12 protein-coding genes are annotated in these 18,860 nt (G+C 68.9%); 5 read left to right on the top strand and 7 right to left on the bottom strand.

Annotated elements, in window-relative coordinates:
* The first annotated feature begins 238 nt into the window (after window positions 1-238).
* The gene (locus NLI01S_RS11200; RefSeq protein WP_190318432.1) at window positions 239-2,293 is read left to right on the top strand and encodes a SpoIIE family protein phosphatase; all 2,055 of its coding nucleotides are present in this window, start codon (window positions 239-241) and stop codon (window positions 2,291-2,293) included.
* Window positions 2,294-2,486: 193 nt separating this feature from the next.
* Complete coding sequence (locus NLI01S_RS11195; RefSeq protein WP_157091012.1) at window positions 2,487-4,124, top strand: RNA polymerase sigma factor; 1,638 nt, start codon at window positions 2,487-2,489, stop codon at window positions 4,122-4,124.
* Between the two features lie 275 nt (window positions 4,125-4,399).
* Here NLI01S_RS11195 and yaaA read toward each other — a convergent pair whose 3' ends face one another.
* Window positions 4,400-5,194 carry a peroxide stress protein YaaA gene (yaaA, locus tag NLI01S_RS11190; protein ID WP_067603382.1) on the bottom strand — a complete coding sequence of 265 codons (795 nt, stop codon included), beginning with the start codon at window positions 5,192-5,194 and terminating at the stop codon, window positions 4,400-4,402.
* A gap of 128 nt (window positions 5,195-5,322) precedes the next feature.
* Between yaaA and NLI01S_RS11185 the strand changes: the two genes are divergently transcribed.
* Window positions 5,323-6,009 (top strand): GNAT family N-acetyltransferase, encoded by a 687-nt coding sequence (locus NLI01S_RS11185; RefSeq protein WP_067603381.1) that lies wholly within the window; start codon window positions 5,323-5,325, stop codon window positions 6,007-6,009.
* A gap of 90 nt (window positions 6,010-6,099) precedes the next feature.
* Here the strand turns inward: NLI01S_RS11185 and NLI01S_RS11180 are convergent, their stop codons facing one another.
* The gene (locus NLI01S_RS11180) at window positions 6,100-6,327 is read right to left on the bottom strand and encodes a DUF7455 domain-containing protein (protein WP_067603379.1); all 228 of its coding nucleotides are present in this window, start codon (window positions 6,325-6,327) and stop codon (window positions 6,100-6,102) included.
* Between the two features lie 510 nt (window positions 6,328-6,837).
* Between NLI01S_RS11180 and NLI01S_RS11175 the strand changes: the two genes are divergently transcribed.
* On the top strand, window positions 6,838-8,943 hold the full coding sequence (locus tag NLI01S_RS11175; RefSeq protein ID WP_067603378.1) for a DNA gyrase/topoisomerase IV subunit B: 2,106 nt from the start codon (window positions 6,838-6,840) through the stop codon (window positions 8,941-8,943).
* An 80-nt stretch (window positions 8,944-9,023) separates the two neighbouring features.
* Here the strand turns inward: NLI01S_RS11175 and NLI01S_RS11170 are convergent, their stop codons facing one another.
* The 5 genes from NLI01S_RS11170 to NLI01S_RS11150 all read right to left on the bottom strand — a co-directional run bounded on the left by NLI01S_RS11170 (window position 9,024) and on the right by NLI01S_RS11150 (window position 16,318).
* Window positions 9,024-10,163: a PLP-dependent cysteine synthase family protein gene (locus NLI01S_RS11170; RefSeq protein ID WP_067603376.1), complete on the bottom strand. Its 1,140-nt coding sequence runs from the start codon at window positions 10,161-10,163 to the stop codon at window positions 9,024-9,026.
* 79 nt (window positions 10,164-10,242) lie between these two features.
* Window positions 10,243-10,569: a tetratricopeptide repeat protein gene (locus NLI01S_RS11165; RefSeq protein WP_067603374.1), complete on the bottom strand. Its 327-nt coding sequence runs from the start codon at window positions 10,567-10,569 to the stop codon at window positions 10,243-10,245.
* Between the two features lie 156 nt (window positions 10,570-10,725).
* The gene (locus NLI01S_RS11160; protein ID WP_067603373.1) at window positions 10,726-11,253 is read right to left on the bottom strand and encodes a beta-class carbonic anhydrase; all 528 of its coding nucleotides are present in this window, start codon (window positions 11,251-11,253) and stop codon (window positions 10,726-10,728) included.
* A gap of 95 nt (window positions 11,254-11,348) precedes the next feature.
* On the bottom strand, window positions 11,349-13,838 hold the full coding sequence (locus NLI01S_RS11155) for a DNA gyrase/topoisomerase IV subunit A (RefSeq protein WP_067603369.1): 2,490 nt from the start codon (window positions 13,836-13,838) through the stop codon (window positions 11,349-11,351).
* A 161-nt stretch (window positions 13,839-13,999) separates the two neighbouring features.
* Window positions 14,000-16,318: a glycosyl hydrolase gene (locus tag NLI01S_RS11150; protein ID WP_067603367.1), complete on the bottom strand. Its 2,319-nt coding sequence runs from the start codon at window positions 16,316-16,318 to the stop codon at window positions 14,000-14,002.
* Window positions 16,319-16,544: 226 nt separating this feature from the next.
* Here NLI01S_RS11150 and NLI01S_RS11145 point away from each other — a divergent pair, with 226 nt between their 5' ends.
* Window positions 16,545-18,698: a RecQ family ATP-dependent DNA helicase gene (locus NLI01S_RS11145; protein ID WP_067603360.1), complete on the top strand. Its 2,154-nt coding sequence runs from the start codon at window positions 16,545-16,547 to the stop codon at window positions 18,696-18,698.
* Window positions 18,699-18,860 lie beyond the last annotated feature (162 nt).

The following is an 18,860-nucleotide window of genomic DNA, read 5'->3' as shown; positions in this document are numbered from 1 at the left end:
CCGAAGCCACGGACGTTGCGTGCGCAGAGCCGTGTCTTATGCTTGAGCCGTGACAGCGGCCGAGAGGAGTCATCGAGCGTGACTCCTGGGAGCCGCGGAGCCCCCGAACGGAATCGGCGCCGCGCACCCCGCGCCATAAGCGTCATCGAACACGGACGGCGGGCACGGTGCGCAAGGGACCACACGGTCCGAGAACAGCCCCGATGGGGATTCCAACGGCTCCGGAGGTGTCGAGCAGTTGAGCGCCGAGACGTCCATTCCCCCTCCCCGAATCAATGTGGCGGAACTACCGGACGCTGTGCAGACCCTGCTCACCGACGCTCCCATCGGGTTCGCCCTGCTCGGACCCGACGACGTCTTCGGTTCGATCAACCCCCGCATGGCCGCCGTCTTCGGCAGTACCCCCGAGCGCTGTCTGGGACGTACCCCGGGCCAGGTCCTGAGGGAGGGTGGTGACGCCTCCGGCGCCGTCGCCCAGACCGAGTCCGTGGCGTCGGTGCGAGAGACCGGTCGGGCCGTGCGCGGCCACCACCGCACCACCGAGGGCCAGAACTGGGACCTGACCTGGTTCCCGGTCAACGACCCGGCCGGAGGTGACGAACACATCGCGCTCATCGGCGCCCGCGACCACGAGGACGTCGCGCACCGAGGCGAGCGGCGCCTGCGCGCCCTGCTCCAGGCCGGCAACCAGATCATCTGGGCGGCCGGCCCCGGTGGCGAGGTGCACGAGGACTGCCCCCAGTGGCGCACCCTCACCGGACAGGACCTGGAGTCCTACCTGGGCCATGGTTGGCTGGACGCCGTCCATCCCGACGACCGGTCCCGCGTCGCACGCGCCTGGGACGACGCCGTCCTGGACGTGACCCCCTTCGACGCCATGTTCCGCGTCCGTACGCGCTCGGGCGGCTACGACCACTACCGTGCCCGGGCCAACCCGGTCATGGACGGCGCCGAGACCGCCGAGTGGGTCGGCACCCTGGTCGACGTCACCACCGAACGCGAGGCCGAGGAGCTGCGTCAACGGCTCAACCAGCAGCTCAGCGAGGCGGCCATGCGCACCGCTCGCCTGCAGAAGGCCACCTCCGACCTGGCCGAGGCCCTTACCGCCGAGGAGGTCGTCCAGGCCATGTCCGAGATCGGCCGCTCCGGAGTGGGAGCGGACCACACCTCCCTGGCCCTGTTCGACCGGGACCGGCTGCGCCTGCGCATGCTCTCCGCCGACGACTCCCAGGGGCTGCCGCGCAACGGGTTCTCGCTGGACTACCCGGATATCGCGGCGCTGGCCGTGGCCGATCGCGTGCCCCGACTGGCCGCCGGCCCCGCCGAACTACGCGAACTCCTCGACGGCGTACCCGAGGTCGAGGAAATCCTGGAACGCACCGACGAGCGTGCCTGGGTGGCGTTGCCGATGATGGCGGCGGGGCGCCCCATCGGTGCCCTGCGTTTCTCCTTCACGTCCCCACGCGAGGTCACCGACGAGGAACGCGTCTTCCTGGAGGCGCTCGCCGGGCAGTGCGCCCTGGCCATCGGCCGGGCCATCGTCTACGAACGCGAACACGGCACCGCCGAGGAACTCCAGCGCAGCCTGCTTCCGGAGGAACTTCCCGAGGTCCGTGGTGTGCGCTTGGCCGCCTACTACCGGTCGGGCTCCCAACACGTGCAGGTGGGCGGCGACTGGTACGACGCCTTCCCCCTGCCGGACGGCCGGGTCGCCGGGGTCCTCGGCGACGTCATGGGCAAGGGCATCCCGGCCGCCGCGGGAATGAGCCGGATCCGCAACGCGTTGCGTGCTCTGGCGTTCTCCATGCCGGAACCGGCCGACGTCCTGACCGGACTCGACCGCATGTTCTCGGCCACGGAGGGAATGGACCAGGTAACGACCCTGGTCTACTTCGTCTTGGATCCGGTGACCGGACAACTCGACCTCAGCAACGCGGGGCATCTTCCGCCGCTGGTCGTCGCCGGTAACGCCGGGCCCTCGCTGCTCGAGACCGAGCCGGACACACCGCTCGGGGTCAGCTCCACGAGAGGTCACCACAAATTCTTCGTCCAACCCGGTAACACCGTCGCCCTCTACTCCGATGGACTGGTTGAGAACCGCAAACGATCGGTCGACGCGGGACTCGACGAGCTGGTCCAGAAGGCGGCTGACGCCCGGCCCGATGTGGTGGGCGATCCACAGCAGATGCTGGAGTACCTTGTTGAGAGCATGCTCGAAGGGTATGAGCAGGACGATGATGTCACTCTGCTCGCCGTTCAGCTTCCGGTGATCGATTCGGTGTCAGAGCGGTAGACCGTACGAACAAGTCCATTGCCTTGCTTACAGTGAAGAAGCCGCCGCGCCCCATGAAGCGGGGGTGACCCCGGCTTCCCGCCCAGTGGGGAAGATCCCTGGCCGCAGGTGGGAGAGGGTGCAGTGCCCGGTCCCGGCCATCCGGACCACCGGGTCCGACGAATCTCGCCACACGTCCGTTCGAGAGGTGTTTGTGTCATCTGCCAGTTCGACTCGCTCGAAGCAGTCCGAGTCACTGCAAGAGCCCGTCATTCAGCAGCTGATCGAGCGTGGGCGGTCCCAGGGCTTTCTTGAGCCCGAGGACGTGCGCCGTGCCTTCGAAGAGGCCGAAATCCCGATGTCGCAGGCGCAGTCGGTGCTCCGCAGCCTCGCGAAGGAGGGCGTGACCGTACTGGTCCCGGAGTCGGCCTCCTCCCGGCGCAAGACCACGCGGCGTAAGACCACCACGTCTCGGTCCAGCACCACCCGCTCGACCACCAAGCCCGCGCGCGCCGCGGCGGCCGCCCAAAAGCAGCCGGAGACGGTCACCGCCGTCGTCGACTCCGAGGAGACCGCCGAGAAGAAGCCCGCGGCCAAGAAGGCCCCCGCGAAGAAGGCGGCCACCCCCAAGAAGGCGGCCGCCAAGAAGCCCGCGGCGGCCAAGGCCCCGGCCAAGAAGGCGGCGACCAAGAAGTCCACCAAGAAGGACCTGGAGCTGGCGCCCGACGCCGGCGACACGGCCGACGATGGTCTGGACGACGACCTCGAGCACACCGGCGCCGAGCTGGAGCTGGTCGAGGACACCCCCGACACCGAATCCGTCAAGCCGGCCAAGCCGGAGACGGTCGGCGCCCCGGTCAAGTCCGGTAAGGACGACGATTCCTTCGTCCTGTACGACGATGACGACGACGCCCCCGCCGCCCAGGTGGTCGCGGCCGGTGCCACCGCGGACCCGGTCAAGGACTACCTGAAGCAGATCGGTAAGGTGCCGCTGCTCAACGCAGAGCAGGAGGTCGAGCTCGCCAAGCGCATCGAGGCCGGCCTGTTCGCCGAGGAGAAGCTCTCCGAGGAGGACGACGTCCTCACCTTCGAGCTTCGCGACGAGCTCGAGTGGATCTCCGAGGACGGAGGCCGCGCCAAGAAGCACCTGCTCGAGGCGAACCTGCGTCTGGTGGTCTCCCTGGCCAAGCGCTACACGGGTCGCGGCATGCTGTTCCTTGACCTGATCCAGGAGGGCAACCTCGGTCTGATCCGCGCGGTGGAGAAGTTCGACTACACCAAGGGTTTCAAGTTCTCCACGTACGCCACCTGGTGGATCCGTCAGGCGATCACCCGCGCGATGGCCGACCAGGCCCGCACCATCCGTATCCCGGTGCACATGGTCGAGGTCATCAACAAGCTGGCCCGCGTACAGCGTCAGATGCTCCAGGACCTGGGCCGTGAGCCCACCCCGGAGGAGCTGGCCAAGGAACTCGACATGACCCCGGAGAAGGTCGTCGAGGTGCAGAAGTACGGTCGCGAGCCGATCTCCCTGCACACCCCGCTGGGCGAGGACGGCGACAGCGAGTTCGGTGACCTCATCGAGGACTCCGAGGCGATCCAGCCGGGTGAGGCCGTCAGCTTCACCCTGCTCCAGGAGCAGCTGCACTCGGTACTGGACACCCTGTCCGAGCGCGAGGCCGGTGTGGTCTCCATGCGCTTCGGGCTCACCGACGGCCAGCCCAAGACTTTAGACGAGATCGGCAAGGTCTACGGGGTCACCCGTGAGCGCATCCGGCAGATCGAGAGCAAGACGATGTCGAAGCTCCGTCACCCCTCGCGTTCGCAGGTGCTCCGCGATTACCTGGACTGATCAGTCGGCCCAGGAACGGACCACAGCCGTGGACTGAGACGGCGAAGGCGCGCCCTCCCTTGGGAAGGCGCGCCTTTCCTTTCCTCGTGCCCGACCCGCTCACGGGCGTGTGGCGACCCCCGCGTGTCCCTCGCGTAGCGCCGGGCTGTTCAATCCCCCGCACGGAGTCCGATCTCCATCCGATGGGTTCCATGCTGCCCCACGCGCTGTAGGTGCGGCATAAAATCCACCTGGTCCGGTTTCGTGCACGCCTCCGTCGACCGGAGTGCGTACCGCTAATCCCGGACCACCACGTCCATCGTGCGTGCGGTGCCCGGCTTGGCGGTCGGCTGGAGCTCGACGGTGTGACCGAGGTCGCGCAGCGCCGTCATCAGATCCTCGGGGGTGCGGGCCTCGACGTTCTCGGTGACCAGGATCCGGGCGACGTCCCCGCGGGTGGCCTTGGCCATGTGGCTGACCACGGAACGCTTCATCCGACCTTCCACCTCGCGTTCGCGCAGGACCCGCACGGCAACGGTTCGTTCGGCGGCTTCGCCGGTCGGCTTGAACGCCGCGGCGTAGGACGCCGACCGGCAGTCCACGAGCAGACGTCCCTCGGCGAGTTCGCCCAGCGGGTCGGTGAGCGCCTTGCGCCAGTAGGCGCCCAGACCGCCCAGGGGCGGCAACTTCACGCCCATGGACAGACGGTAGGGCGGCAGGTGGTCGGCCGGGCCCACCACTCCCCACAACCCGGAGAACACCAGGATCCGCTCACGTACGCGGTCGTCGTGTTCGGTGAGCAACCCTGGCAACCCCAGACGGTCGTAGAGCACACCCGTGTACAGGTCCGCGGCGCGCAGGGTGGGTGCGGTGGTCAGGTCCAGGTTGCGCTTGAGCGCTTCGGTCTGTGAGACGGACAGCCCCAGAACATCGCGGGCGGTGTCCTCGGGGCCGGAACACAGACCGTTGAGCGCCGCCATGACCCGTTCTCGATCCGCCGCCAGCCCGGGCAGGGTGAGCGCGCCGACGTCCAGGCGTGGGCCGTCACCGGAGGTGGCCTTGCCCTCGGAGGGCGGGAGCAGGATGAGCATGGATGGTTCTCTTCTTCTGGATCGTCGACGCCTGGGGTTCGGGGGTTGGGGGACCCGGACCCATGCTAGGTCGTGCTCCGGGGCCGGTGGATAGGATCCGGCACTCAGCGACAGGTGAGGGAACGAACATGCACGCTTGGGCGGCGAGAGTGTCCAGGGATTGGCCCCCGTTCCAGGTCGAGAGACGCGGGGGGTGGCGGTTCGGGGTGGCCGACGGTGTCACCAAAAGGGCCAACTCCGCGTTGGTGGAGGACCTCGACGCGGACGTCGCGGAGGTCACCGCGTTCTATCGGGAACGAGGTCTGACTCCCTGCGCGCAGGTGTGGCCGGGGCAGGAGAGCGTGGACGGGCGGCTGGCCGAACACGGTTACGAGACCGTGGAACCCAGCCTGGTCCTGTCCCGTGACCTGGGGGAGCGTCCCGACGGTCCCGGGAGCACACGGATCACGGACCATCCCACGAGGGAATGGGTCGAACCGTTCGCGGGTGCCGACCCGTCGCGGGCCGAAGGCGTGGTGCGCATCCTGGGAGGGGTGACCGCGGCGTACGGCGTCCACGAGAGTGGGGACGGCCGTGGCTGTGCGGTGCTGAACGGGGATTCGGTGGCGATCTGTGCGATGGTCACCGCGTCGGAGGCACGCGGGCGGGGAGTGGCCAAGACGGTCCTGTGGGACCTGCTCGCCCGGGCGCACGAGGAGGGGGCGCGGAACGCCTACCTGTGCGTGGTGGCCGGCAACGGGCCGGCACTGGGCCTGTACCGGGGCGCCGGGTTCGCCGAGGTCTGCCGGTACCACAACCGGGTGCTCACGAGATGAGGCCGGACGCACCCCATCGCACGACCGACCCGGAAACGACGACGGCGGCCCCCTCGGGAGCCGCCGTCATCGCAATCGTGCTCGTTGTGGCTAACGCTCATCCCCGCCGCTGTTCTCGCTCTCGGTGAGCTTGCTCGTCTCGTCCTGGATGTCCGAGGCGATCTTGCGGATCGAGTCGTCGTGTTTGCGCATGTGGTGCGCACAGAACAGAAGCTCACCGCCGGAATTCAGCAGTACCCGGACGTAGGCCTGTGCACCACAGCGGTCGCAACGGTCGGCAGCCGTCAGCGGCTGAGTGGGGGCAAGGGTTCCAGTCACTTCGCCATCCTCAATACTCGGCGTTAGTCACCTCTGACAACATCTAACCCGACCCAGACGTTCCCAACCTGATCCCGTGTACGCCGACAGCGGAATCCGCCCGGTTCGTGTCTGGAAGATGCAGAGTGGGGCCTTTCTGTTCCGACGTCTTGTCTCCTCCTCGTTGTACCCATCGGTAGGCCTTGGCTATCCCCGGAAATCGGGCGTATCCAGGTCGCAACCGTCAGAGGTGGTAGTCTCGCGCGGGGCAGGCCCGACCGATTCCCGACTCCGTCGGTGGAGCCGGTCGCAGCGCTCCCGGCGGTGACGTCGGGGAGGCGCCCTTTCTCGGGGAAGACCTCCAGGGGAGGACTCCTAGGGGAAGACACGACCCCACCCATACGGCCCGCGTCACGACACAGCCTTCGGCCCGTCGTAACCTGGCCCCTTCAACCGTCGGTGCGGCGCGGTACAAAGGGCACACGCCGCATCAGCGCCCCCGATGGCCCACAAGACGCAGGAGATGTCCGAGTGACCGCCTTGACCGCAGCCGTCCACGACCCCGAGGATTACTCCGCCCGGCATCTGTCGGTCCTCGAGGGCCTCGAAGCGGTTCGCAAACGGCCGGGCATGTACATCGGGTCCACCGACAGCCGTGGCCTCACCCACTGCATGTGGGAGATCATCGACAACTCCGTCGACGAGGCGCTGGGCGGCTACTGCGGACGCATCGACGTGACGCTGCACGCGGACGGTTCCGTCTCCGTCAGCGACGACGGTCGCGGTATCCCGGTGGACATCGAGCCCCGGTCGGGAATACCCGGTGTCGAGCTGATCATGACCAAGCTCCACGCGGGCGGCAAGTTCGGATCCGGTTCCTACACCGCCTCCGGTGGTCTGCACGGCGTCGGCGCCTCCGTCGTCAACGCCCTGTCCGCCCGGGTGGACGTCGAGGTCGACAGGCAGGGTCACACCCACGCCATCAGCTTCCACCGCGGCATCGCCGGACGGTTCGCCGGTGACGGACCCGACGCCGAGTTCACCCCGGTCTCCGGTCTGGAGCAGGTCCGCAAGGTCGCCAAGAAGATCACCGGTACCCGCACCCGCTTTTGGCCGGACTCCCAGATCTTCCTCAAGGAAGCCGAGATCGTTCGGCAGAACCTGCTGGACCGGGCCCGCCAGACCGCCTTCCTCGTACCGGGACTGACCATCGCCGTGCGCGACGAGCGGACCGAGGGCGACCCCGTCTACACCGAGGAGTTCCGTTTCGACGGTGGGATCAGCGAGTTCTGTACCTTCCTGGCACCCGATGACGCCGTCAGCGACGTCCTGCGCATCCAGGGCAGCGGCAACTTCAACGAGACCGTCCCGGTGCTGGACGAGTCCGGCCACATGGTGCCCGCCGACGTCCAACGCCGACTGGACGTGGACGTGGCCCTGCGCTGGGGGACCGGCTACGACACCAACGTCCGCTCCTTCGTCAACGTGATCTCCACGCCCAAGGGCGGCACTCACGTCAACGGTTTCGAGCGCGCCCTGGTCCGGGTGATCAACGACCAGTTGCGCGCCACCAAGCTGCTGAAGAACAGCGACGACCCGGTCACCAAGGACGACACCCAGGAGGGGCTCACCGCGGTCGTCACCGTACGGCTGCCCGAACCCCAGTTCGAGGGGCAGACCAAGGAGATCCTGGGTACCTCCGCGGCCTCCCGGATCGTCTCCCAGGTGGTCGGTCAGGGGGTGCGCGAGTTCCTCACCTCCGCGAAGAAGACGGAGAAGGCCAAGGCCCGCACCGTCATGGAGAAGGTGGTCGGTGCCGCCAAGGCACGCCTGGCCGCCCGTCAGCAGCGCGAGACCCAGCGGCGCAAGAACGCCCTGGAGAGCTCGGCGCTGCCCGCCAAACTGGTGGACTGTCGCAGCGAGGGCCTGGAGCACAGCGAACTGTTCATCGTCGAGGGTGACTCGGCGCTGGGTACGGCCAAGCTGGCCCGCGACTCGGAGTTCCAGGCGCTGCTGCCCATCCGCGGCAAGATCCTGAACGTGCAGAAGTCCTCGGTCGCGGACATGCTCAAGAACGCGGAGTGCGCCGCGATCCTGCAGGTGGTGGGGGCCGGTTCGGGCCGGACCTTCGACATCGACGCCGCGCGTTACGGCCGCATCATCATCATGGCCGACGCCGACGTCGACGGCGCCCACATCCGCTGCCTGCTGCTCACCCTGATCTACCGGTACATGCGTCCCATGCTGGAGGCCGGGCGGGTGTTCGCCGCCGTGCCGCCTCTGCACCGCATCGAGCTGACCAACGTGCGGCGCAAGCGCGGGGCCAAGCCCGAGGACCGCTACATCTACACCTACTCCGACGCCGAGCTTCAGCGCACCCTGCTGGACCTGGAGAAGCGCAAGATCACCTGGAAGGAGCCGGTGCAGCGGTACAAGGGTCTGGGTGAGATGGACGCCGATCAGCTCGCCGAGACCACCATGGACCCGCGCCACCGCACCCTGCGCCGGATCCAGGTCGAGCAGGCCGAGGAGGCCGCGTCCGTGTTCAACCTGCTGATGGGCAACGAGGTGGCCCCGCGCCGCCGGTTCATCCAGGCGGGTGCTCAGGAACTGGACCTGGAGCGCATCGACGCCTGACGGGCCCGTGAACGTGAACGGGGCCCGTGCCGTGGGGAAGAGGACCTCCGGCGCGGGCCCCGTGGCGTTCGACCACCGGCTCAGGGCGCCTTGGGCGGCTCCCACACGCCCTCGGCGAGGAACCGGTCGATGGCCGCCCGGTACGGGGTGGGGTCCAGACCCCTCTCCGACACCCAATCGTCGTTGTAGTAGCTGTGCTGGTAGCGTTCGCCACCGTCGCAGATCAGCGTGACCACGCTGCCCTTGCGCCCCTCGCGACGCATCCTGGCGATCAGGTGCCACACGCCCCACAGGTTGGTGCCGGTGGAGCCGCCGGCGCTACGTCCCGTGAGGTCGTTGAGGTGGCGCATCGCGGCGATGCTCGCGGCGTCGGGCACCGGCATCATCAGGTCGATCACCGACGGGACGAAGCTGGGCTCCATGCGGGGCCGCCCGATGCCCTCGATTCGCGACGGCATGCCGGTGGCGTAGTCGTCGGCCCCGGTCACCCAACCGGGGAAGAACGCCGAGTTCTCCGGGTCCACCACCGCCAGCCGGGTGGGCAGCCGCCGGTAGCGAACGTAGCGACCGATGGTCGCCGAGGTGCCGCCGGTGCCCGCGCCCACCACGATCCAGTCCGGGTGGGGATGACGCTCCATCGCCAGCTGTTCGAAGATCGACACGGCGATGTTGTTGTTGCCCCGCCAGTCCGTGGCGCGCTCGGCGTAGGTGAACTGGTCCATGTAGTGGCCGCCGCTCTCGGCGACAAGCCGTTCCGCTTCGGTGTACATCGCCGGCGGATCGTCCACGAAGTGGCAGCGACCCCCGTAGCGCTCGATGAGCGCGATCTTCTCCGGGCTGGTCTTGCGCGGAACCACCGTCACGAAGTCCAGGCCCAGCAGCTGCGCGAAGTAGGCCTCCGAGACCGCGGTCGACCCGGAGCTGGCCTCCACGATCGTGGTGCCCTCGGTGATCCACCCGTTGGCCAGGCCGTACAGGAACAGCGATCGTGCCAGCCGGTGCTTCAGACTGCCGGTGGGGTGCACCGACTCGTCCTTCAGGTACAGGTCGATGCCCCACTCCGAGGGCAGTGGGAACACGTGCAGGTGGGTGTCGGCCGAACGGGTGTCGTCGGCGATCACCTTGCGCACCGCCTCGTCCGCCCAGGAACGGACGCTGTCGGAACATCGATCGACCCATGGGACGTCGTCCGGGGTCTGTTCGGGTCGTTCGGGAGCCATGTCCGCAGCCTAGCCCCGACCGGTGACCGCCACGACGAAGGGCCGGACGAGGACGGGTCCGGCCCCGCGAGCGCTCCGATCAGTCCAGGGACCCCCCGGACATCACCGCGTACATCCGCCTGTAGGTGGCCGCCTCCTCATGACGGTTCTGCCGTTCCAGGGTGCGAGCCAGCGCGATGTGGGCCCAGTTGTCCACGGGATCCAGCTCGATGAGCTTGCGAAAGGTCGCCTCCGCTCTGTTGAGCTGCGCGGAGTAGAAGTAGGCGCGACCCAGCAACTCCAGGAGGGAGAGGCTGCCGGGTTCGTTCTCCACCACGGGTTCCAGGATGCGGGCGGCGTAGATGGGATCGCCCAGGTCCAGGAAGATGCGGGCCTGGTTGAAGGTGTCGTAGGTGCTCTCTGCCACGGTGCTCCTCTCGACGCCACACCGGACAGGGCACAACGGTTCGCGGAAGGGACCGCATTCCCGCCGGGGTGGACGGGCGGGCGGGGCCCGGTGCCGGGAGGCGGCCGAGGTCCCGCGCCCACTGGAGTGATCCCCGGTCTCGGCGGCCCCGACACATCAAAGGCCGGTGGGGGAGACCCTGCCCGTGTCCACGTCGTAGATCGCGCCCGTCACCGGCAACCCTTCGGGCAGCAGCGGGTGATGCCGGATCCGCTCCAGGTCGTGCCGCAGAGTGCCCAACTGGTCGTTGTCGGTGTGGAACTCCAGACTGCGGGTGTCCACCCCGTACTCGTCCATGATGTGGTCGTGGACCATCTGGTCGCCGGTCACGGAGGCCATCTTGCAGCGGGTGTGCGGCAGGATCAGCACGCGGTCCACCCCCAGCAGGTACACGGCCAGGACCAGGGTGCGCAGGGTGTCATCGGTGACCCGAGCGCCCGCGTTGCGCAGGATCTTGGCGTCGCCGGGCTCCAGACCCAACATCTCCAGTGGTTCGATACGTGAGTCCATACAGGTGACCAGGGCCAGGCCACGTGCGGCCAGCGGCTTCAGACCGGCCAGCGAATAGTTCTCGGCGTAGGCGGCATTGGCGCCGAACACGTCGTCGAAGGGCCCCGGGGGAGTGGTGTCCTCGTTCACGCTCATGCGTTCTTTCTCCCTAAGTGCATGGTCACAGGAGTGCGGGCCGTACACGGAGTCGAATTCCGTGTACGGCCCGCACCCGCGGGACCTCAGGCGTCCTACTCGGGTGCTGAGATACCGGAGTCGGTCTGTCCGCTGCCCACGGTGGTGATGGCGCGTGGAAGCGCTTCACCGGAACCGTCCCGCCGTTCGGTGAGGTCGGGCAGTCGAACCGGCTTGCCGTCGGCACGCGAAGCCCTGGCCGGTGAACGTCCCACCCACGCGAAGAGCAGGGTGTCCTCTCCCTTGAGGTAGCGGTGGCAGCGTACGCCTCCGGTGGCCCGTCCCTTGGCCGGGTAGGACTCGAACGGGGTGACCTTGGCCGATCCGGCCTGTGTACCCGCGAGGGCGTTACCGCTACCGGACACGGTCACCACGACCGAGTCCTCGGGGCTCGGCACCGCACCGAACCACAATACGCGGGCGTCCTCGGCCAGCCTGACACCGGACACCCCACTGGCGGGGCGCCCCTGGGGACGCGCCGTCGAGGCGGAGAAGCGCAGGAGCTGTGCCTCAGAGGTGACGAAGGCGAGATCCTCCTCGCCCGTGGACAGCTGGGTGGCTCCGACGATCCGGTCGTCGTCCTTGAGCGTGATGATCTCGAAGTCGTCCTTGTTGGGCGGGTAGTCGGGGGCGACCCGCTTGACCACACCGCCCAGGGTGCCCACGACGAACCCGGGTCCGTCGACGCGCATCGACACCACGCTCACCACGGTCTCGTCCCCGTCGAGTTCGACGAACTCGCCCACGTCGAGCCCGTGCGTCAGCGGCGGGGGCGGGTCCTCCTCACCCTCGACCGGGGCCGGCAACTCCGGCAGTTCCACGACCGGGACCCGGATCATTCGGCCCAGACTGGTGACCAGGCCGACGTCCGAACGCGAGGACGTGGGGATCGACACATGGACCGTGTCGTGCGCCACGCGCAGCCCATCGTACGGGCGGGGCAGCGTGGCGCCCTTGGTGCGGACGATCCGGCCGTCCACTCCGAACAGTACGTGGCAGGGCTGGTCGGCCATCTCCAACGGGATCACGGCGGAGCGGGTGGCGCCGTCGCTCTCGCGCAACTGGGTGCGTCGGGGGGTGCCGAACTTCTTGGAGACCTCGTTGAGCTCCTTGGACACCAGGCGGCGGAGCTTGTTGTCCGACTCCAGGATCGCGGTGAGCTCGCCGATCTCCTTGTTCAGCTTCTCCCGCTCGGTCTCCAGCTCCAGCCGGTCGAAGCGGGTCAGACGACGCAGCGGGGTGTCGAGGATGTAGCGGGCCTGGACCTCGGACAGCTCGTAGGCGCCCATGAGGGCCTCACGGGCGGACGCGGTGTCGTCGGCCTCGCGGATGAGCCCGATCACCCGGTCGATGTCGAGCAGGGCGACGACCAGGCCGTCGACCAGGTGCAGGCGCTCCTGGCGCTTCTTGCGGCGGAACTCGCTGCGCCGACGCACCACTTCGAGACGGTGGTCGACGTAGACCTGAAGCAGTTCGCGCAGGCCCAGGGTCTGCGGCTGGCCCTCGACCAGCGCCACGTTGTTGATGCCGAAGGACTCCTCCATCGGCGTGAGCCGGTACAGCTCCTCCAGGACGGCCTCGGGGTTGAAACCGTTCTTGAGCTCGATGACCAGACGCAGGCCCTGGTTGCGGTCGGTGAGGTCCTTCAGGTCCGAGATGCCCTGGAGCTTCTTGGACTGCACCAGTTCCTTGATGCGAGCGATGACCTTCTCGGGGCCGACGCTGTAGGGCAGTTCGGTGATGACCAGGCCGGTGCGGCGGGCCGAGACCTTCTCGATGGACACGGTCGCCCGCGTCTTGAAGGTGCCGCGGCCCTTGCGGTAGGCGTCGCGGACGCCGTCGAGACCGACGATGGTGCCGCCGGTGGGCAGGTCGGGACCGGGGACGAACTCCATGAGCTCGTCCAGGTCCGCGTCGGGGTTGGCGATGAGGTGGCGGGCGGCCGCGACGACCTCGCCGAGGTTGTGCGGGGCCATGTTGGTGGCCATACCGACGGCGATGCCGCTGGTGCCGTTGACCAGGAGGTTGGGGAAGGCCGCGGGAAGGACCTCGGGCTCGGTCTCCTGGCCGTCGTAGTTCGGTTTGAAGTCGACGACGTCCTCGTCGATGGAGGACACCAGCAGTTCGGCGGGGTGGTCCAGGCGCGCCTCGGTGTAACGCATGGCGGCCGGGGCGTCGTCGCCGCCCAGGGAACCGAAGTTGCCGTGGCCGTCGACCAGGGGCACGCGCATGGCGAAGGACTGACTGAGCCGCACCAGGGCGTCGTAGATGGCGGAGTCGCCATGGGGGTGGAGTCGGCCCATCACCTCCCCGACCACGCGGGCGCACTTGACGTGTCCGCGGTCGGGCCGCAGACCCATCTCGTTCATTTGGTAGAGGATGCGCCGTTGAACCGGCTTCATGCCATCGCGTGCGTCCGGTAGGGCGCGTTGGTAGATCACCGAGTACGCGTATTCCAGGAAGCTGCCGCGCATCTCCTCGGAGACGTCGATGTCGATGATCTTCTCGGCGAGATCCTCGGGGGGACGGGAAGTAGTACGGGCCATGTCCGTAATTCTGGCCTGCCCCGGTGACTGAAACGTACACGGGAGCGTGGTCGGGCGTGTGTGAGTCGCGCTGCAACGGGGTTTCGCGCCGGCCCGGAGAGGGTTTTCCGTCCCCGGCATCGTGCCGGGGACGGAAAACCCTCAACGCTGCGTGGCGGCCCCTAACCGCTGGTCACGGCGGTCTCGCCGGCGGGGACCTCCAGGGTGGTCCCGTCGGAGAAGCCGACGGTGAGGGTCTCGGAGGTCGGGTTGAAGGCCGTGTAGGTACGGGTTCCGGAGTCGTCGAAGACCGCGTAGTGCGCGGTGTCGGCGGTCACGGAGACGTCCACGGTGCCGAACTCGGCGAGGGTGGACACCCACTGGTAGGTGTGCGGCTTGGAACCGCCCTCCTCGGGCTCGTAGGTCTGCCACTGCTCCTCGAACATGCGCAGGGCGTCGTCCCCGTCGGACAGGGCCCGGTGCGCCCAGTGGATGTCGCGCCAGATCTCGGGTTCGCCGCCGAGCTTGTCGACGAGCGACTCGTAGATCGCCCCGGCGTGCTCGGGGTCGTGACCCAGGTACAGGGAACCGGCGGTGATGGGCAGGTAGTTGATGCCGTAGTGCTCCTCGTGGCCGCCGTCCCACCAGATGCGGTAGTCGCCGCCGTCTCCCCAGACCATGCCGACGACGTCCTCGGGATAGTCCTCGGGGAAGGTCTCACCGCCCTGGTCCTGCCAGTAGCGGGCGATGGTGGAGGCCTGGGTGGTGTGCAGGTACACGCCCAGGTCGCGGAGTTCCTCGTCGCCGGTCAGCGCACCGAAGTGGGCGGTGGCCGCGGCGAAGTGCATGCCCTCGGAGGAGGACTCCTGGTTGTTGCCGGCGGCGAATCCTGCGTGACCGGAGGCCCAACCGTGTCCGGCGTAGGGGGAGAAGGACCGCAGACGTGGAAACATCTCGTCGTCGGTGTCGGTGGAGGCCACGTCGCGGATGAGGAGACGGATCATGCCGCCCCAGGCGTCCTCGGACGCCCAGTCGGAGTCGTAGCGGGCGACCGTGGCGGCCGCCGAGACGAAGTATCCGTAGTGGAAGTCGTGGTCGTTGAGTTCGGTGGCGGCTCCGAAGCTGTCGGGGTAGCCGAGCATGGCGCCCCATTCGGCGTCGTGGTGGAACTGGCGGGTGCCGCCGACGGTCAGCCAGTCCTCCAGCCGTTCCTTGACCAGGCCGAGGAGTTCGTCGCGGGCCTCGGTGTCGCCGATGGAGTCGGCGATGGGCACGAGCTGGGCGAGTCGTCCCATGGCCTTGCCGTCCCAGTAGGTGTCGCCGGGTTCGGGGAAGAGTTCCTCCTCCGCCAGGACCTCGTCGATGAGGGTGGCCATGCGGTCGTGGTCGGCGCCGTCCACCGTGGGCAGGCTGGGCATGATGCCCTGGGTGGTGAGCTCGGTGGTGAAGGACGACCCCTCCGACACACGCATCTCACCGCGGGGCGAGGCGTAGGTCAGGTCGGTGAGGTCGCCGGTGACGTTCGCCCACTGGTGCGGGTAGAGCGCCATGAGGGTGCCGGTCTCCTCGCCCTCGCGCGCCTCGGTCGCCAGGCTGTAGGTGCTGGTGAGGGTGGCGGCGGCCTCGTCGTAGTCGTACTCGACGAGTGAGTCGGTGACGACGGAGTGAGCGTAGGGGGCGAAGGCGTCCAGGTCCTCGGGTTCGGGAAGGACGGCCACGGAGTAGTACCCGTCGTCCCCGGTGTCGGCGGTGAGGGTGTCGCCCGAGAGGGTCCAGGGGGCGTCGGAGGGGGAGAACAGGGCGTAGTGGCGGCCGTTGACGGTCGCGCCGACGGTGGATCCGTCCTCGTGCCAGACGTCGGGGGTGCCCTCGAAGGTCACCTCCGCGGCACCGCCGGAGGTCTCGGCGTAGGCGAAGGGCAGGCCCTGGCCGAGGGTGACGCGCAGGGTGGAGCCGCCGCCTTCCCAGTGCGCGGTCACGGTCCAGTCGCCGTGGTCGGCGGTGCGGGTGTCGGGGGAGTCCAGGCCGGCCACACCGAGGCTGAGGTCGGAGACCGCGGTGTACTCGTACTTGAGGTCGTCGCCCACGAGCTGGTGGGAGTCGGGGTAGCCCATCTCCAGGCCGCCGGAGTGCGGCAGGAAGCTCAGCGGGTGGGCGAAGAGGTTCTCGCCGTGGGGGCTGTCCGCGTAGCGCTGGAAGATGAGTGAGGACCACCACTCGTTGGTGGGCGCGGGCCCCTCGAAGTCATCGGTGACCTTGGGGGAGACCGGGTTGCCGTCCAGGTCGGAGGGGCCCGAGTAACCCTCGGGGATGGTGTCGGTGTAACCACCGGAGCCGACGGGGACCTCGGCGGCCTCGGCGGAGACGGGGATGATGCCGCCGGTCACGGCATCGGTCACCGCGAGGGCTGAAGCGCCGACCACGAGCGCCGAGGCGGCGGCGAGCAGGCCGAGCCTGCGGCCGCGTGGGCGCCCGTGAGCGGGGCGGCGGGGGTGTGCCATCTCGTGTGCCTTTCGTACTTCTGGTGGGGCGCGAAGGTAGCGGGAGCGCTCCCACAGCGGGGTGGACATGAGTCCTGACGGACAGTGTTCGGACTGCTTGGCCGAAGCGCAATGCCGGCAGACTGGAAAGTTTCCTTACTGTTATCGGGGTCCTGTGATATGGCTCCCCGTGCCGGACCTGTGGACGACCGCTCGGGGCCCCTCCGGCTCTGGTACCAAAGAGGGCATGGCCACTCCCACGGACCTCACCGACACCACCGCCCTGCGCGAACGCGCCGAGGAACACCTGCGCGCCCTGGCGGGCGACTCCGCGCGACTGCGCGAGGACCAGTGGACCGCCATCCACGCCCTGGTCGCCGAACACCGCCGTGCCCTGGTGGTGCAGCGCACCGGATGGGGCAAGTCCGCGGTGTACTTCGTGGCCACCGCCCTGCGCCGGGCCGAGGGCGCCGGGCCGACCGTCATCGTCTCCCCGCTGCTGGCGCTGATGCGCAACCAGATCGCCGCCGCCGAACGCGCCGGGATCCGCGCCCACACCATCAACAGCACCAACACCACCGCGTGGGAGCAGACCTACGCCGAGGTCGCCCAGGGGCGGGTCGACGTTCTCCTGGTCAGTCCGGAGCGGCTCAACAACCCCGAGTTCCGCGACCGGGTGTTGCCCGAACTTGCCGCGGGGGCCGGCCTGGTCGTCATCGACGAGGCGCACTGCGTCTCCGACTGGGGACACGACTTCCGCCCCGACTACCGCCGCATCCGCTCCCTGCTGCACGACCTGCCCGACGGAGTGCCGGTGCTGGCCACCACCGCCACCGCCAACGAACGGGTCACCCACGACGTGGCCGAACAACTCCAGGCCGGTGCGGATCGGGCCGACACCCTGGTACTGCGCGGTCCCCTGGAACGCGAGAGCCTGCGCCTGGGCGTGGCCGAGCTGCCCGACCCCACCGCCAGGCTCAGCTGGCTGGCCGAACACCTGCCCACCATCCCGGGTTCGGGCATCGTCTACACCCTCACCGTCAGCGCCGCCGAGGAGACCGCCCGCTTCCTCACCGAACAGGGCCTGGAGGTGCTGGCCTACACCGGACGCACCGACCCCGATGAACGTCGTGCCGCCGAGGACGCCCTTTTGGAGAACCGGGTGAAGGCACTGGTCGCCACCAGCGCCCTGGGCATGGGCTTCGACAAGCCCGATCTCGGGTTCGTGGTGCACCTGGGCGCCCCGCAGTCGCCCATCTCCTACTACCAGCAGGTCGGTCGTGCCGGCCGTGGCGTGGACCGCGCCGAGGTGGTGCTGCTGCCGGGCCGCGAGGACGTCCAGATCTGGGAGTACTTCGCCGGACTGTCCTTCCCCCCGGAGAACACCGTCCGCGAGACCCTCTCCGTGCTCGCCGAGGCCGACAAGCCCCTGTCTGTCGCCCACCTGGAGACCCGGGTCGACCTGCGCCGCACCCGATTGGAGCAGATGCTCAAGGTGCTGGACGTGGACGGCGCGGTGCGGCGGGTGCGCGGCGGCTGGGTCGGCACCGGTCGGCCGTGGGCCTACGACACCGAACGCTACGCCCAGGTGAGCGCCGCCCGAGAGCGCGAACAGCGCGCCATGCTCGACTACATCGCCACCGACACCTGCCGGATGGAGTTCCTCCGCCATCAGCTCGACGACCCCGAGGCCACCGCCTGCGGCCGCTGCGACGTGTGCACCGGGCAGTACTGGCCGACCGAGGTGGACTCCGGTCGCCGCAAGGCCGCCGCAGACCACCTGGACCGCCCGGGCACACCCGTGGCGCCACGCCGCCAGTGGCCTACCGGCATGTCCGCGCTGGGGGTGGACCTGTCCGGAAAGATCCCCGAGAACCTGCGGGCCGGTGAGGGCCGCGCGCTCGGCCGGATCACCGACATCGGCTGGGGCAACGAACTGCGCCGTGTCCTGGCCGAGGACGCTCCCGACGCACCAGTGGACGAACGGATGCTCCAAGGCGTGGTCCGGGTCCTGGCCACCTGGGGTTGGCGGAACCGGCCCGTCGGTGTGGTCGCGATGCCCTCCCTGACCCGCCCGACCCTGGTGGCGGACCTGGCCGCCCGCCTGTCCGCGCTCGGCAGACTGGTCCCCCTGGGATCACTGTCCTACCGAACACAGGACGGCCCGGGCCCACGCCGGCACAACAGCGCCATGCGTCTGGGACAGGTCTACTCGTCACTGGTCGCCGACCCGGAACTCCAGGAACGTGTGACCGAACTCCAGGCGAGCACCCCGGGCCCGCTTCTCCTGGTGGACGACGTGGTCGACACCGGCTGGAGCCTGACCGTCGGCGCCGCCCTGCTGCGCCGCGCCGGTGCCCCGGAGGTCCTGCCGCTCACCCTGGCCACCACCGGCGGCTGAGCCCGAACACGCCAAGGTGTTGGCGGAGGCGCATGGGGGTCGCTGTTCGGATGTTGTCGTGGTGACCACGGGGGGTCGCCCGTTCGGGCGCCGTCAGGCCCTGTTCTTTGGTAAACCCGGGGAGGTGTCGGCGGTGGGATAGCACGCTTTTCCGCTATCGCA

Origin of the sequence: Nocardiopsis listeri NBRC 13360, assembly GCF_001570765.1 — a bacterium.
Lineage (GTDB): Bacteria > Actinomycetota > Actinomycetes > Streptosporangiales > Streptosporangiaceae > Nocardiopsis > Nocardiopsis listeri.
This window is presented reverse-complemented; position numbering and strand designations above follow the sequence as displayed.